Genomic DNA, 17388 nt, shown 5'->3' on the forward strand with positions numbered 1-17388 from the left:
TACCGCGGCTCCCAGCCGATGTTCCCAACTATTCCCCGAAAGGGTATGCTAATCTCCAGTTGGGAACCATTGGAAACCACAAAGATTTACCCCTCTTAGGGACATACACCGAATAACCCACGCGTCACCCATGATGAGGTGCAGTTTCTGCTTGTATAATGGCGTGGGCGATCGCTCCCTGGCAATGTTGAAGTAGTTCTCCTGAGACGGCGAAGCTAAACATCTTTAAACATTTGTAAAGCAGTTAAATACTTTAATTGGTGTAACCAAAATGAACTTAGAATATTTCTCTCAACGCGCTTTAAATCTGATGTATTCTGGGGTTCTTTACCGAGAGCGCCTCGCTGAGGTGTACTGCGCGCTCAAGAGTTATGAAGCAGGTGGTATCTCCGATAAGGTGATGCAATACGCGCTAGATCGCTACGACCCTGAATTAGAGCCACTCTTCCCCTTTCCTCTGTTTTAACGGAACTCGTTGCCAGCGAGGTCATCAGTTCTATCTAAAATGCTTTGCTAGACCAGCATTGGCTGGTTTACTATCGGCCCTTCGTGGCTCCAAGTAACCTTACTCACATTTTTACTCTGGCACACTAAACCCTGATCTCGCCGCATAAAGCGATGGCATCAGGGTTTTGTTGTGTAATGAAGGTTAGAGCATGACCACAGTGATCTCTTAAAACAGGTCTTACAACGCTTTGCGCTTGAATCAGCCATGGTTGTTGTGAGAGCCGCGCTCCGCGCGGCTCTCACAACAACCAGATTTACAGCGTTTGAAAATCGCTGTAGATCAAGGATTGGCCCTTGCGGTCAAACGGCCGCTATGAACGTGACATGTTGGTGTCATTTTTGCCGCTCATAATGGCAGTTAAAGGTTAGGAAGAAGTCGCATGTACTCCGTAAATAGCCGATTATCCTCTGCTCAACCCAAGCGGCTACCATGGGTTCGGCTCATGGTTATTTTAGGTGTCGGGCTAACAGGATGTAGCCAGTTGCCCACCCGCATGGAGCAAGCGGCTGAGCAGGCTGCTCATACGCCATTTTCACAACTGGATAGATCGCAGTTCCTAGAGGGCGATCGCCCTGCCATTGCTGATGTTGAAGCGTTAGTGGCGATGGGGGCGCGAGTGACAGGAACACCGATCGCTGAACAATCCAGTCGGTACTTAGAAGAGGCATTTCAACAGGCTGGATATGTCACTGAGGTACAAACCTTCACCTACTCAAAATTTACGGATCGTGGCTCCACCCTAACCATCAACGGCTCTACTCTCTCAGGTCGCGCCCTCAATGGCTCGAACCCTGGCCGTCTGACTGCGCGGCTGGTTGTTGTGCCTAATGTGGGACGTCGTGAAGATTTTGCTCAAGTGGATGTGCGTGGTGCGATCGCGATCGTGCAACGTGGCGAAATCCGCTTTCTCGAAAAGGCGAGAAATGCGGCGGCAGCAGGTGCTTTGGGGCTGATTATTGTCAACACGGATGACAATAACTTTCAAGGGACACTAGGTAGTGGGGTGAGCATTCCAGTTTTGTCGCTGGGTGGTGAGGACGGACGAGCATTGCTCTCCAACTCGGCTGCGTCCCCCGTAACACTAAATGTAAATGCTGTTGAGGAGATGGTAACGGGGCGCAACGTCATTGCTTATATGGAAGGTGTAACGCAACCAGACGTATTGCTGGGTGCTCACTACGACTCGGTTGCGGGTTCACCAGGTGCAAACGATAATGCTTCTGGTACGGCCGTTCTGCTCAACTTGGCGCGGCAAATGGCAGACACTCCAAGCAGCCGTCAAGTCTGGTTTGTTGCCTTCGATGGCGAAGAAGATGGACTCAGGGGATCACGAACTTTTGTGCGTGAAGCCCAACCCCAATTTCTTCAACAGCTCCGCGCCATGCTCAATCTTGATATGGTCGGCGTAAATGCAGGCCTGCAAGCTAGCGGCACATCCGAACTGACCCGTCTGGCAACAACCGTTAATCCTTCGATTTCTATATTCGGTGAGGCTGGAGGCAGCGACCATGCTTCATTTGCGGCTGTTGATGTACCTGTTTTGTTCCTGACCCGGGGTATGGAGCCAAACTATCATTCGCCCAACGATCGCCAGGTAAACGCCCAACTTCTGAGCGAAACAGCTCAAATTACGCTTGACGTTCTAAATCGCTTGCTGACTCCCAATGCTTAGGAGATTTCTGAGAAACAATATCCCCATTATTTGGAAAAAAGGCGCGGCGAAGCCGCGCCTTTTTTCCAAATAATGGGGAAGTTCTTATCTGGAAATCTCCTTAGTTTATCGGCTCATACCTTGCATCAAGACCCAGAATTGTTTTTTCGTTGCGAAGCGACGAAAAAACAATTCTGGGTCTTGGTTTTGAAAAAGTGCAAGATGCAAGTTTACTATGAAAAAATTAGCTGCTTATCTGAGCTTACCGCTGCAACTACGGCACTAGAATGAGTGTCCTGGCTGATTACCGTTGACTTTATAAAGATATTTCTTTACTTTATAAAGTGGTAAAACTCTATACTGCTCCTCGGTTGTGGTCGAGAGACTGGGGCTTGATTCCAGTTTTTCCCTCGATTGCACCACAACTGAGCTTAGCTATAAATGATGGTAAAGAAAGCGAAAACCGAAGAAGTGGCTGTTCGAACACGACGGGCGATCGTCCAGCTATTGAAGCGGGAAGGCAACCTGGATGCAGAAACCCTGGCTTCTCACTTGAAGATTACAGCAATGGCGGTGCGACAGCATCTCTATGCTTTACAGAATGAAGGCTTGGTGACGTACCAGGAGGAGCCACGCTCGATGGGACGGCCTGCCAAGCTATGGCAATTGACTTCAGCGGCCGATCGCTTCTTTCCCAATGGCTATGCTGAGCTGTCGCTAGGGTTGTTAAATTCTGTGAAAGAAGCGTTTGGGGAAGCAGGGTTAGATCGGTTGTTAGAAATCCGTACCCGCCAACAGCTTGAGGGTTACACCCAGCAGATGAAGGGAAAGCGCTCCTTGAAGCAACGTTTGCAGAAACTGGCCGAGCTTCGTACTGAGGAAGGCTATATGGCTGAGGTTGAAACCCAACCAGATGGTTCATTTCTCTTGGTGGAAAATCATTGTCCGATTTGTGCTGCTGCCACAGTCTGCACTGGCTTCTGCGCGAAAGAACTGGAAACCTTTCAAACGGTATTGGGAAATGAGGTGAGTATTCGGCGTGTCGAACACATTGTCGCCGGAGAACGCCGCTGTACTTACCAAATCAGTTAACAAGAGCCTCCAGCCCGTTGCCTCAAATAAGCGATCGCATAAGCTATCTGAGAACCTACGCGTTTGATTGCGACCAAAACATATGTACTGCCAGTGTTTTGTCTCACCTAATTGTCATCGTCTGTGACAAAGCATACGAAAAGTCCAACCTTTAAAACAGACTCTGGGCATATGCAATCAAAGGAATTGCAGCCGATAATTGAACTTCCCTTCAGAGAACGAGATTTATGAATGGGGACGATCGCCCGAATTCACTGCAGGCGCGTGGTTTATCTCAGCTCCCCCAAACGTTTGCCCAAACAATTGCTTACGTTGAGGCGTTTGCTTTACAGCGCTTACGTGAAGAAGTTATTCAAAAAAAACTTTATTACCATACGGAAGACCATGTAAAGGGCGTTCGACGGCGATCGCATCAAATTCTGGATACCCTTTATAACACTTCTGAGGCAGAAGCCACAACTCATACAACTCCATTAGATTTAGACCGCACAGGGTTATTGCTTGATCTCTGTGCTGCTGCTCACGATATGGTTCAATTATTTGAGCAGAATACCCAGAAAAATACGGCTCGGCGGCGTCTACCGGGCAGAAGCGAGGCCGCAACCCTTGGGCAACTCATGCCCTATATCCAACAGATAAATCGATTAATAAAGCAGCACGATCCGAATAGTACAGCTACATTTACAGATGCGGATATTGCTGTCATCCAAGAAGCTATTAACGCAACAATTTGCATTTATGTACCCCTCGAAAATGCCATTCACCAACCACTACTTCACAGCCCTGACCATGTTCCATCGACAGTTGCTCAGATTCTTGCCTTAGCGGATTTAGGGGCACTAGGAATGGATGGAGTAGAGGCTTACTCTCAGGAAGGTAGCCTGTTATTTTTAGAGGAAAATCCTGATGTAGTGCCTTTTCTGCGCGATGGTACGATTCATCAATTGGAAGTAAAAGATCCAGCCATTGCAGAAAATATCCGTCAACGTTTGTTGAAGCGTGCGCGCTTTCAAGTCAGTTTTGCAAAAAGCCGCTTAGCTCGTTTCAAACAGGAACTTCAAGGGTTTCCAAAAGATGTCATTCCTGTTTTAATTGAAAAGATATTTCGGTATTTAACACCCACGACGATTCAGGTGATTGAAGCTACCACTCCGACTCAGGATAAGACAGATTTGAACAGTCTGCTTAAATTTTTTAGGCTGGAGAACTATCTAACCTGAATTATCTTTCCATAGCAGTTCTTTCAGCACTTTGCACTTGAATCAGCCAAGGTTGTTTTTGTGAGAGTCTTGCTCCGCGCGGCTCTCACAAAAACAACCAGATTTTAAGCGCTTGAAAAGCGCTATAAGGTTCATTTTAAGAATTCTTTCAAACACGAATTAACGTCAGTTCGGGATAAGCCGAACCGCCTATTATTGCGTGCGCGTCGCGCACGCAATAATAGTTTTTTCCGAGTGCCGCGCGAAGCGCGGCACTCGGAAAAAAAACTTAACCCGAACTGAGGTGAATTGCTTCAAATTAGCTCTTGTAGCAAACTCCGTAATCCCTTTTTTTGCAAAGCACACGAAAAATAGAGATTACGGGGTTTGGTTTTAGAAAGGTACAAGATGTAAGTAAAAAAATGGAACAAGTTTTATACGGACTCGATTAAATGCTTTAATTCTTCCTCACGATGTTGAAGCCGCTCGGCCAACAAATTGACGATAAAACGGTGAATGTTGGAAGCAAGAACTGGGTCGGATGCTTCAATTTCTTCGAAGGTTTGAGCAGATAGAAAATAGAGTGAACTGGGTTTGTCAGCGACTACTGAAGCCATACGATCAGTCTGACGGTAAAGCCCCATTTCACCAATTGTGTTTCCAACCGTATAGGTGCGAAGGCGCTTAAACTGGCCGTCATTCAATTCCAGCACAACGCTAACCTGCCCTGATGCCACAAAATATAGCCCATCAAATGGATCGCCCTGGTAGAATAGATATTCATGCTCGGCTAGCTGGCGTAACTCTAGGCAGGCCATCAGACGGTTTACCTGCCTGGGATCAGAAAAATGGGTTTGCAGATGCGATGCCAGCGCTGTTTCGGGCGCAGGAATCGGATCAGGTCTGTAAGGCTGGTAATGCTTTAGAATCTGCTGCTCATACCATTCCAATGCCCGATCTAAGTCGGGAAACAAGTGGCAAAATGGATCGTTTGGTTCTAAGCACTCTCCTCGAAGTAGCCGTTGTTTAGCCTGAGGGTCCAAATTGCTATAGAGCAAATGAACTTGTTTCTGGTCTGCTACTTGTCTGAGTTTTGCAAAGCTGAGAACAGCGGAAGAATCCAGTCCACTCACCATACGGAAGTCGAGAATCACGTAGCGCAGCGGAGTTAATTCGCTGTTGTTGAGGCGATCGCGCACCTGATTCAATAATTTATTCGCCGTGCCAAAAAAGATTAGACCCTGTAATTCGACAATGTATGCCTGCTGCCCTTCTGCTTCCAGAATTTCCAACTCTTCCGAAGTTCGTAGTACGTTGCTATGGCGGTAAGTCCCATAGCTCGCATGGCGCACAACGGTTAGCTGACTGTAATGAATTACAAACAGAACAATCGCCGCGACCAATCCGGCGCCGATTGCTTGGAGAAAGCCAACACTAACGGTGATTAACACAATCAACACAATGATGGCGTAATCTGAGCGGGAGAACTTGAACCAGGCTTCGTAAAGCCATTCATTGAAGAACTCAATGGTGACCAGTAACGGCATCCCAACCAGGATAAATTTGGGAAACAGCGCGAGGAGCGGTGCACCGCCTACCACCATGGCGAGACAGATCAGGGTCACCATCCATCCTGCCAGGCGGGTTTTTGCCCCTAATTGGTAAGCCAGTGTATTTTCCCCGGCACTTGGAAACCCGCCAATTCCCCCACCAAGGCCCGATAAAAACCAGGCAATCCCGGAAGACTTTAACTCGCGATTCAAATCCAGATCCCGTGACGCAACCAGTTCAATGCCATTGCCGTGCAACAACAGCGCGATCGCCGATATTAGCCATAGCGCTGCCATAGTTGGTATTTGTTGCAAGACAACGCTCCAGTCAGCCTGCTGAATTGCCTGTAACGTGGCAAAGTCATACAACCCTCCGGATGGAATATTGCCCAGCAACCAGCCCCGTTCTGTCGCTTCTGCCATGGATATTCCTGTTACGGACAGGACAATGTAGAAGAGGGCCGTGGCAGAGGCGATGATACCGGGATATATCAGGAAGTGGGTAATTCGCTGAGGCAGCATGAACATGACAGCGGCAAAGATTAGCCCCGGAAACCATTGCAAAAAGACGTTGGGTTGGAAGAAAGCGGCGATCGTGAATGGCTGTAAATCTAATCCTGAAACCGACTGAAAGGCTGCAATGAGTAGGAGCGCACCAATCCCGGCTAAGAAACCACCTACGACGGGATAGGGAATGAACCGCACAAAGCTTCCTAATTTGAACCAACCCAAAGCCCAAAAAATTGCGGCTGTTATCAGACTGTTAAGGGCAAATGTTGCCACAACCGTCATTAGCTTCTGCTCAACGGGGGCATCTGGCATGGCCGTAACAACCTGCCGTGCAATCAAGCTAAAAATGGGAACGGTGACTTCGGCAATTGTTACCACCATGCCGGGGTAGGAACTCATAGCTGTGCCGAAGGCACTGATGATGACAGAACTGAAGAGTAACAACCCAATCCCAAATGTCAGTACAGGTGCCAGGTCTCCTGAGAAGATGACCGTTCCAAACGATACAGCACTTGTCACCGCTAACAGCCCCATAATGGCACCTGCAATGGCGTTGGAGATGACAGGGTTAGTAGTGGATTTGGCGTGTGCGATGGTAGTCACCTATAAAATGTAGATCTATTTTTGTTGTGTTTATCCTATAGAATTCTGCGGGACTTCCTGTCTTCTCAGCAAGTAACTTCTTACTTCGGGCATAGCTGTATTAGTTGAATGGCATCAAGGTCAACTTGTAAAGTTATTAACAATACACAGTCGACGCTAATTGAAGAGCTTTCTCTGAGGCCCTTGATTCTTGTATAAACCTCAGCACCCATAAAGTTGAGGGTTGCAGAAAACTCTCCAAGGAAGCGAATTAGCTATTTCGAGATGAGTATTAAATGCCTGTTCCGCAGGATATATAATCCTAATTTTCTTGACGTAAAGATTTTCCTGCCCTAGGGGAGATGCTAATTGTCGTCACTTGCACTACAGTCAGTTAGCTGCCTCAATTTTTTGGAGTTTATGCAGGTTAATACAGCCGCGCAGGCTACGTCTAAAACGGCGTTACTACTACTATTTCATATTGAAGAGAATCTGTATGCGATTGATACGAGTAATGTTATTGAGATCGCACCAGTAGTCCTGCTCAGGAAGATTGAGGCAGCTTCAGAGTATATTGCAGGTGTTTTTAATTATCACAATACCATTGTGCCGGTTATCGATCTTTGCCAACTTATTCGGGGGACATCCTGCAAAATTTCCTATAGCACGCGTTTAATTATGGTGAACTATGGGGCGAATTCTTGCCAGGGGGAACACTCACCGTATCAAAAACGCCAGTTGGGGCTTTTGGCAGAACGAGTAACAGAAACTTTAAAGGTGCCCATCAATACCCTGAAAAATGCGGAAAATATGAGTGATTCTTCCGTGATGGGAGAACTATTTATTGATGGTAAGGGCATTATTCAAAAGGTGAACTGGGAACAACTGGTTGCAGATGGCCTTGATCCAGCCTTATTTACTGAGAGAAGCGGGCAGGTGAACGGTGCAGGATGCAATTGAAGTTATTCTCAGGGAGAAGTTGGGGCTAGATGCGAACAGTGTAGGTTCGCGAATCATTGCACGAGCTGTTGCCCAACGTCAGGCGGCTAATGGTGTGCGCGATCGCTCCCACTACCTGGCTCTTCTCCGCTCCGCTCCCGAGGAACTCAATCAATTAATTGAAGCGGTTGTAATTCCTGAAACCTGGTTCTTCCGAGACAAAGAACCTTTTGAGTATCTACGGTATTACGTGAAGGAACGAGCTATTCACGCCTGGGAACGGACCACTAAGCCTCTCTATGTTCTCAGCGTGCCTTGCTCTACGGGGGAAGAACCCTACTCGATCGCCATGACTTTGTTAGACGCGGGGCTAACAACGGCTCAGTTTCAAATAGATGCCGTTGATGTCAGTCAGCGCGCCTTACAAAAAGCCGAGCAGGCGGTTTATGGAAAAAGCTCCTTTCGAGGTGTTACGGCCGAAGCGTTAGAGCGTTACGTTGAACCAACGGCTAGGGGACATCAAGTGCGCCCAATGGTGCGTAAATCCGTGAATTTTATTCACGGCAACATTCTGCAACCTCATTTTCTTCGTAAGACGTATCACGTTATCTTTTGCCGCAATCTATTGATCTATTTAGATGGAGCAGCGCGCGATCGCACGATGGCAACTCTCGATCATGCTCTGTTCCCCACAGGATTATTGTTTTTGGGAGCTGCCGAAACATCTCAAATTTCGGGTAAACAAAATTACAAGTCAATTGAGCATTCCTCTGCATTTGCGTACCAAAAACAATCACTTACCCTATTGGATAAAACAGATTCTAATAGTTCACCTGCACTGAATACAAATCAGTCATCTATCCGGCACCCATTGAACAAAGCAACTTTCCCAAAGACAAAATACCTTAATCCTCCATCCGAAAAAACATTCGATGCTCATCAGGGTTTAAGCAATGGGTTTCTATCGAAAACTCAATCAGATCAAGGGCCACCCATTTTGTTGGAAAGGGCTAAGCAGCTTGCCGATCAGGGACAACTGACCCAAGCGGCTCAACTTTGTGAATCCTATGTGCGGGCTAACCCAGCGGAGGCCTCGGCCTATTTGCTATTGGGTGAGATTTGTCAGGGACTGAGTCAAAATAAACAGGCAGAAACCTATTTCCAAAAGGCTATTTATCTCGATCCATCTGCCTATGAAGCCTTGATACATCTTGCTTTATTGAAAGAGCAACAGGGTAATCAAGCTGCTTCGGAAAAACTAAGGAAACGGGCGCAACGGCTTGTAGAGCAAGGCTATCATTCATCTTAAATAAATGATTCACTATGGTTCAATCAATCTGGGATCGAATTACAAATCGCATTTTACTGGGGTACTCTATTCCGCTGTTAGCCCTATTGGGATTAAGTGCGATTGTTTATGATTCCACTACCCGTACTTTTCAGCTTCAGCAGGAAAGCGATCGCATCGAAACCCAAATTCGCAACGTTAATGGGTTGATTGATGGGCTCAATCGCATGATTGGTATTACCCGGACCTACTTGATTTTCCCAAGCGATCAGAGTGCTATAGATGCTTATTCCGATGCTCGCCAATCCTTTACAGAAAATGCCGAAAATGCGATAGCAACATCTGATGCGCAGACTCAGGCAGACATTAGCAACCTGATTGAATTAGGTGAAGAATACGATCGCACGCTGCAAACTATCTTTCGCCTGGTTGATCAAAACAACCTGGTTCAGGCCAAAGCGGATGTACGCCGGCCTCGTATTAGTGATGCGGTTGCCCAACGCGATCGCGTTGTTGGCGAACTAGAGAACCAGTTAAACCGCAATAATCAGGCTGTCCAAAATTCAAAAAACTTTCTGTTGCGTTTGATTGTTATCGGGACAGGACTGACGATTTTATTGACGCTGGCAGCAGGGCTACTCACGACCTTGCCGCTACGACGCCAGTTGCCCCCCATTGTCGATGCAGCAACGGCGATCGCTGATGGCGATTTAACCCAATCTATCCCGCCCACCAAAGATCCCACGGAAGTTGGGCAATTGCTAAGAGCCTTCCAGGAAATGGTTAAAAGCTTAAATGCTCTAATTGCTCAGGCTCAGCGCTCCGGAATTCAAATTAGTTCCTCGACGACACAAATTGCGGCGGCTGGTCGGCAATTGGAATCGACGGTGAATGAGCAAGTAGCTTCCATGCACGAGGTCAAAGCCACGTCTCGCCAAATTGCCTCTACTGCGGGTGAATTAGCCCAGGCGATGGATGAAGTGACGGATACGGCTCAGACAACCACCAGTGCTGCGGCTAACAGTCAGGAGAATCTCGATAAAATTCAAGGGGCTATGCAAAATTTGGTCGTAGCGACCCAATCGATCGCAGCAAAGCTCAAAGTGATTGATGAAAAAGCCAATAATATTAATAACGTTGTCACGACGATTACGAAAGTCGCAGATCAAACGAATTTACTATCTCTGAATGCTGCCATTGAGGCCGAAAAGGCTGGTGAATATGGCGCTGGGTTTGCCGTCGTAGCGCGTGAAATTCGGCGGCTTGCGGATCAGGCCGCTGTTGCAACCCTGGAAATTGAACAGATGGTGAAAGCCATGCAAACCTCGGTGTCAACAGGGGTTGTAGAGATGGATCGGTTTAGTCGCGAGGTAACCCAATACGTTCAAGAAGTTGGCAATGTCAGTGAGCAGATTACCAGCTTTATTCAAGATGTACAGGGGCTTGCGCCACAGTTTGCTACTGTTAGCCAGCGGATGGATGAGCAATATCGGGGAGCCGAGCAAATTAGTATGGCGATCGCCCAACTCAGTGATGCGTCCCTCCAAACCATGCAATCCCTTCAAGAAACCAATAATGCGTTAACACAGTTGGATGATGCAGCGCAGGGGTTGCAGCAGGAGATTTCACAGTTCAAAGTGTAGCCATCGTAGTTTTACATGATGAAGTGTCAGTGATGAATGCCGAGTATTGTTGGAGCGAGATTGGGATAGAGGGCGATCGATCGTGCGATCGCTTAGAGTCGGTAGGACACTGCATCAATTGCCCGGTCTACCATGAGGCAGGCCGCGGCCTCCTTAACCGCGAAATTCCACTCGACTATCTCCAGGAATGGACAGAAATTCTTGCTCAGCCGCCAGAAGCTCAAATGGGAACTCTGTCTACTGCCGTCAAGCAAGATTCTCTCAAAATTGGCCAGGGTACAACGCTATCGGCTATGGTTTTCCGGCTCGGCAGCGAGCGATTTGCGTTACCCGTTAGTATTCTGCAAGAAATTACCCGTCCTGTACCTATTCATACTCTTCCCCATCGCAGTGATGATTTGTTCCTGGGATTGGTGAATATTCGCGGTGAAATCCTGCCCTGTGCGTCTTTAAGCCAATTTATTGGGGTAGAAATGCCGATCGACCCCACCTATAGTCGAATTAACCTCAGGCGCATGATGGTGATTGGGCAGCAGGAGAGCCGCTGGGTGTTTCCGGTAGACGAGGTGCATCGAGTTTATCGCTTCCATCCAGATGAGCTTCAGAAACCTCCTGTTGTGATTGCAAAAGCCCATCAATCCTATACCCGGGGGATCATTGACTGGCAAGACAAAAAAGTGAATTATCTGGATGCTGACCATTTGCTGAATACGCTCGATCGCCGCCTCTTGTAGTGTTTGAGCTGTTTCCTCCCTAATTCTATGTAACTCAACAAAAATGCCCGATTATTCAATGCTGGATCTATTTCGTCAGGAGGTTATCGCTCAGGTGGAGAACCTGAAGCAACACTTGCTGATGTTCCAGCAACAGTCTCAATCGGCGCAAGATATTCAGGGATCGTTGCAGGCTTTGCATGCCCTTGATGGGTTGGCCCAAGTTGTCAACGTAGAAGCTGCTGTTGTTGTCATTCAAGCTATTCAGTCAAGACTTAGAGCGGTTCAACAGGGTATAGATTTGAGCGCTGTTGAGGTTGATCGTCTGCTCGAAGCAGCTCATTGGCTTTTGGACATTAGCCTATTGGATGAACCCCAGTGGGAAAGTTGGTTGTCCGGTCATCGCGAGAGTATTGCCGCCATTCAATCTGTCTATCAACCAGTAACGTCTGAATCAGACTATTCAGATCCTTCCTCCGGTTCCGTGGCTGGCATTGCATCGTCCGAGGATGAGAATCTTCCCGAAGTGGAAGATTCAGTAGCAGATTCCGTGCCGGAACCCCTTCAGGCTCACCTACCCCTGGTTGATCCTCAGATGATGGATTTGTTCCGTATGGAGGTGGAGGAACAGGCAAATATTTTGAACGATGGTTTGCTGACTCTGGAGACGCAACCCACAGCCACTCAACCCCTTGAAGCTCTCATGCGGGCAGCTCATTCGATTAAAGGGGCCGCACGGATTGTTGGACTGGATGCTGCTGTTAGCCTGGCGCATACTCTAGAAGATTGTTTTGTTGCAGCCCAGAACCGTACGCTTACATTGAGTGGCGATCTGATAGACCAACTACTGCGGGGCGTCGATTTATTGCAAGGCTTAAGCCAGGTGAGCGATCGCCATCTCTCCACCTGGTTAACTCAGCAAAATATCAATATTCTATCCGTACAGTCTGGTATTGAAGCTCTGCATCAATCCTCTGTTCATTCTGAGAACCCTGCATCCTTTGATGAATCCGAGCACTCATTTAACCACCCGGCCGTGAAGGGTTCTTCCAATGGAATATCCGATGCTGCACATCAAATCCCGGTTGGTATTTCGAGCCAATCGTCTGGTGCTAATAGCAGTGTAAGCGAGCAACTTGCCTATGATGCCTCTAAGGGAGCTCAGCGGGTTGTGCGGGTTGGCGCAGATAACCTGAACCGGATTATGGGGCTGGCGGGAGAAGCACTGATTGAAGCCAATGCACTGCCTGCTTTTGCGGATGCCTTGATGCAGGTGCGATCGCATCAAATCGAGCTAGCTACCAGTCTGGAAGTACTGGAACAACAAGCTTTACCTCATTTTCGACAGGCTGACCAAGCCTTATTTGAAATGGTGCGTCGTCAGGAGCAGCAGTGTCGCGCTTTGTTGAGCGATCGCCTCTCGGATCTGGAAGAGTTTATTCGTCGTACCACTCATCTATCCGATCGCCTGTATCGAGAAGTTATTACCTCGCACATGCGGCCTTTTGAGGAAGGTGTGCAAAACTTCTCGCGCATGGTGCGTGATCTGGCTCGTAGTCTAGATAAACAAGCTCGATTAGAAATCGTTGGCAAGTCTACATCCGTCGATCGCGACATTCTCAGCAAGCTAGAAGCCCCCATCACGCATATTCTTCGAAATGCAATTGGTCACGGTATTGAGTTACCCGAAGCCCGCATTGCCGCAGGGAAACCCCCGGAAGGAAGGATTCGCCTGGAAGCGGTCCATCGAGGCGGCATGCTAGCTATCACAGCCACAGACGATGGTGCGGGAATTGATATCCAACGGCTTCGAGAGCAAGCCATCGCCCGTCAGCTTACGACTCCTGAAATAGCCGAAAAACTGTCAGATGCGGAGCTTATGGAGTTCCTGTTTCTACCTGGATTCTCCCTCTCCCAACAAGTAACGGAACTGTCTGGGCGAGGTGTTGGGCTGGATATTGTGAAAAGCATGGCTCAGGAAGTGGGTGGTACTGTGCGGATGACATCTCAGCCAGGAAAGGGCACCAGTTTTCATTTTCAGTTGCCACTAACCCTCTCCGTCGTCCGGACACTACTTATAGAAGTTGGGGGAGAAATTTATGCTTTTCCCCTGTCGCGCATTGACCATATTGTCACGGTGAAGCAAGAAGATATTTTCACCGTTGAGAATCGACAATATTTTACCCTGGAGCACCAAAACGTTGGTCTTCTTCCCCTCTATCATGTTCTAGATTTGCCACCACCTACTGCCGTGCCGGATCCCTTATGGGTCGTGATTATCAGTGATCAATCGGCCACTTATGGTCTAGCGGTCGATCGTTGTCTGGGGGAACGTGAGTTAGTGGTGCGTCCCCTTGATCCACGCTTAGGCAACGTACAAGATGTGGCGGCGGCGGCACTGATGGGAGATGGGTCGCTGATTTTGATTTTGGATGTGTCTGATTTGTTGCGATCGCTCAACACATTGCTGGTCGATGGGCGGCTAGCAAAGACAGGGGAAACGCGATCGCGCAAAGGTAACGATGCAAAACGGGTGCTGGTGGTGGATGACTCAATTACTGTACGGGAAATGGAACGTAAACTGTTACAGAATCATGGTTACGTGGTAGATGTGGCTGTTGATGGGATGGAAGGCTGGAATGCTGTTCGCTCTTATCCCTATGATTTGGTCATTAGTGATATTGATATGCCCCGGATGAACGGTATTGACTTAATTAAAGAAATCAAAAAACATTCGCGCTTACAGTCAATTCCCGTCATTGTGGTTTCCTATCGCGATCGCGAGGATGATCGCATTCAAGGACTGGAAGCAGGAGCCGACTACTATCTTACAAAGAATAGTTTTCACGATGACACGTTAATTCGAGCCGTTGCTGATTTAGTGGGTGAATAAAATGAGTACCCTACATTCCCACAATCCAAGATTTATGGTTGCTCAGCGACGGCAAAAGCAGAATTCTAAGTTTTGGGTTTGAACAGTGCAAGTTATGAGCTGGGCAGATGGACTTCCTGAACGATGGTAATGTGGCATGAGAATTGCAATTGTCAATGACATGGTGCTAGCGATCGAAGCAATGCGACGGGTGTTATTAACCGTTGCTGAGCACCAGGTCGTTTGGGTGGCAAAAAACGGTATCGAGGCTGTTACCAAATGTGCTCAAGATACTCCTGATCTGATCCTGATGGATCTGATCATGCCTGAAATGGATGGCATTGAAGCGACTCGACAGATCATGCAGAAGACTCCTTGCGCTATATTGGTGGTCACTGTCGATGTCAAACAAAATGCTGCCAAGGTGTTTGAAGCTATGAGTTGCGGTGCGCTCGATGCGGTCAACACTCCCACTCTTGGAACTCAGGGCGACCCAGAATCGGCGCAAATCCTTCTCCACAAAATTGCTACCATCGAGAAACTTACCCGCCACTCGGTGTCTCCTTCCTCCTTCCCCCTTACGCATCACTTAGCGACACAACGTCGCACTCGATCACTCGATCGCTCCCCCAGTGACTTAGCCAACCCTCTGAATTCCAAATCTCCACCCATCCATCCATCTACCGATCCGCCGATCCGCCCATCCACCCTTTTCTCCACCCCCCTCCTGGTCGCCATTGGAGCCTCCACAGGTGGCCCTAAAGCCCTCGCCACAATTCTCGCCCCTCTTCCTGCGGACTTTGATGCGGCGATTGTTATCGTTCAGCACGTAGACGCTCAGTTTGCAGAAGGTTTGATTGAATGGCTGGGTCATCAAACGGCTCTCACCGTTAGAAAAGCGGTTACTGGCGATCGCCCCACCTCAGGAACGGCTCTTGTCGCCTGTAGCAACGACCATCTATGCCTACAGCGAAACCGTACCCTCGCTTATGTGAAAGAACCCAGCGACTATCCCTACCGCCCCTCCGTCGATGTTTTCTTCAAGAGCCTGGCCCGCCATTGGCGTCTGCAGGGAACGGCGATGCTGTTAACTGGAATGGGGCGGGATGGTGCAGAGGGGCTCAGCCAGCTTCGCCAACGGGGTTGGTATACGATCGCCCAAGATAAGGTGAGTAGTGTCGTGTATGGAATGCCTAAAACAGCTGTTGAATTAGACGCAGCAGTGGCTGTTTGCAATCCTAAGGAGATTGCCGAGTATTTGCTACACGTATCCTCCAAACTATGAACGACCCCATTACGGTCCTGCTGATTGACGATCAAACTATCATCGCGGAAGCGGTACGGAAAATGCTGGTTAACGAAAGGGATATCACCTTTCATTACTGTAATAATCCTCTGCAAACTATCAAAGTGGCAAAGTCTTGCCAACCCACGGTGATTTTGCAAGACCTGATGATGCCGCAGATAGATGGGCTTTTATTGGTGCGTTTGTTGCGATCGCTTGATGCCCCTACCTATCAAGTTCCTCTAATCGTTTTGTCCAGTGAGGAAGACCCTGTTATCAAAGCGCAAGCTTTTGAATATGGGGCGAATGATTATTTAGTGAAACTGCCCGATCGCGTTGAGTTGCTGGCTCGAATTCGTTACCACTCCAAAGCCTATAATAACTTGCTCAAACGGCAGGAAGCTGAAGCTCTACTCCGCGAGGAAAATGAGCAACAGGCTCTCTACATTCAACAGGTGAATAAAATTACAAATGCAGCTTCTGCTGTTGAGCAAAACATATTTGAAGACACCCAGCTAGACGATGTTTCTGCTCGTAAAGATGAACTTGGGCAACTGGCACGGGTGTTTACCCAGATGGTCAAAACGGTAAAAGTGCGCGAAGCAGAATTGGAGCGACTGAAAGATTCTCTGGCACGATTTTTCCCAGATGAATATTTGCGATTTCTGCGTAAAGACAGCGTGATTGATGTGCAACTGGGGGATTTTGTTAGCAAAACCATGGCTGTTATGTTTAGCGATATTCGCTCATTTACCACCATTTCTGAAGGGATGACACCTCGCGAAAACTTTAATTTTATCAATGCTTATCTAAAGCGAGTAAGCCCCGAAATTCGCAATCACTACGGCATTATTGTGAAGTTCTTGGGAGATGGCATGATGGCGGTTTTCCCGGATGGTGCTGATGATGCGATTGCCGCAGGAATCGCCAAACAACAACGGGTGCAAGAATACAATGATCAGCGTCAGGCAAAAGGTAAACAACCCATTCACGTCGGTATTGGTATTCATGTGGGCCCCATGATGCTGGGCATGGTTGGAGAAAACCACCGCATTCAAGGCGATGCATTTTCAGATAATGTGAATGTGACAGCCCGCTTAGAGGGGTTGACCAAAGTGTACGGAAGCTCCATGCTGATTACCGGACAAACCGTCGATCACCTTAGCAATCCTGAGACCTACCAAATTCGCTTTTTGGCAAATGCCTTGGTGAAGGGACGAACAGAGGCAGTCGCCGTTTATGAAGTATTAGATGCTGAAACTGAAACAATCCGCGAGTTGAAACAACAAACATTGCCTCACTTTGAACAGGGTATTTTGTATTATCGCCATCGCGTCTTTACAGAAGCTAAAGCTTGTTTTGAGAAAGTTTTATCAATTCATCCCACTGACCAAACGGCTCAGCTCTATTGCGAGCAAATCACAATGTTATTATCCGAAGGAATTCCTGAGAACTGGCAGGAAGCATGGACATTTGGATAGACTCGGGTCGGTTATGTTTCAAGCGTTTGCAAAGCGCTGTAAAGCTGTGGATGGGATGTGGTAGAAGGGGCACGA

Annotated in this window: 12 protein-coding genes; 11 read left to right on the plus strand and 1 reads right to left on the minus strand. The window is 48.0% G+C overall.

Annotated features, from left to right (window positions below; translation table 11 throughout):
* The first annotated feature begins 271 nt into the window (after positions 1-271).
* From NDI52_RS26675 to NDI52_RS26690, 4 genes are all read left to right on the plus strand, one after another.
* Positions 272-466, plus strand: a complete 195-nt coding sequence (locus NDI52_RS26675) for a hypothetical protein (RefSeq protein WP_190773934.1) — start codon at positions 272-274, stop codon at positions 464-466.
* Positions 467-887: 421 nt separating this feature from the next.
* The gene (locus NDI52_RS26680; RefSeq protein ID WP_199307765.1) at positions 888-2180 is read left to right on the plus strand and encodes a M28 family peptidase; all 1293 of its coding nucleotides are present in this window, start codon (positions 888-890) and stop codon (positions 2178-2180) included.
* A 423-nt stretch (positions 2181-2603) separates the two neighbouring features.
* Positions 2604-3251: a metalloregulator ArsR/SmtB family transcription factor gene (locus NDI52_RS26685; RefSeq protein WP_190773947.1), complete on the plus strand. Its 648-nt coding sequence runs from the start codon at positions 2604-2606 to the stop codon at positions 3249-3251.
* Between the two features lie 227 nt (positions 3252-3478).
* Entirely contained in the window at positions 3479-4471 is a 993-nt protein-coding gene (locus NDI52_RS26690; protein WP_190773935.1) for a hypothetical protein, read from the plus strand.
* A 413-nt stretch (positions 4472-4884) separates the two neighbouring features.
* Here NDI52_RS26690 and NDI52_RS26695 read toward each other — a convergent pair whose 3' ends face one another.
* Positions 4885-7113 (minus strand): SulP family inorganic anion transporter, encoded by a 2229-nt coding sequence (locus NDI52_RS26695; protein ID WP_190773936.1) that lies wholly within the window; start codon positions 7111-7113, stop codon positions 4885-4887.
* Between the two features lie 399 nt (positions 7114-7512).
* Here NDI52_RS26695 and NDI52_RS26700 point away from each other — a divergent pair, with 399 nt between their 5' ends.
* From NDI52_RS26700 to NDI52_RS26730, 7 genes are all read left to right on the plus strand, one after another.
* A complete protein-coding gene (locus NDI52_RS26700; RefSeq protein WP_190773937.1) occupies positions 7513-8052 on the plus strand; it encodes a chemotaxis protein CheW in 540 nt (179 codons plus the stop codon).
* Positions 8036-9340: a protein-glutamate O-methyltransferase CheR gene (locus NDI52_RS26705; RefSeq protein WP_190773938.1), complete on the plus strand. Its 1305-nt coding sequence runs from the start codon at positions 8036-8038 to the stop codon at positions 9338-9340. Before NDI52_RS26700 ends, NDI52_RS26705 begins: the two co-directional genes overlap by 17 nt.
* A 14-nt stretch (positions 9341-9354) precedes the next feature.
* Positions 9355-10962, plus strand: coding sequence for a methyl-accepting chemotaxis protein (locus NDI52_RS26710; protein ID WP_190773939.1), 1608 nt, complete (start codon positions 9355-9357; stop codon positions 10960-10962).
* Positions 10963-10994: 32 nt separating this feature from the next.
* The gene (locus tag NDI52_RS26715; RefSeq protein ID WP_190773940.1) at positions 10995-11696 is read left to right on the plus strand and encodes a chemotaxis protein CheW; all 702 of its coding nucleotides are present in this window, start codon (positions 10995-10997) and stop codon (positions 11694-11696) included.
* Between the two features lie 43 nt (positions 11697-11739).
* Entirely contained in the window at positions 11740-14568 is a 2829-nt protein-coding gene (locus tag NDI52_RS26720) for a hybrid sensor histidine kinase/response regulator (RefSeq protein ID WP_190773941.1), read from the plus strand.
* A 136-nt stretch (positions 14569-14704) separates the two neighbouring features.
* Positions 14705-15832, plus strand: a complete 1128-nt coding sequence (locus tag NDI52_RS26725) for a chemotaxis response regulator protein-glutamate methylesterase (protein ID WP_190773942.1) — start codon at positions 14705-14707, stop codon at positions 15830-15832.
* Complete coding sequence (locus NDI52_RS26730; protein ID WP_190773943.1) at positions 15829-17313, plus strand: adenylate/guanylate cyclase domain-containing protein; 1485 nt, start codon at positions 15829-15831, stop codon at positions 17311-17313. The genes NDI52_RS26725 and NDI52_RS26730 overlap by 4 nt, the downstream gene beginning before the upstream one ends.
* Positions 17314-17388: the final 75 nt, after the last annotated feature.

The organism is Leptolyngbya sp. PL-A3, assembly GCF_039962325.1.
Lineage (GTDB): Bacteria > Cyanobacteriota > Cyanobacteriia > Elainellales > Elainellaceae > Vacuolonema.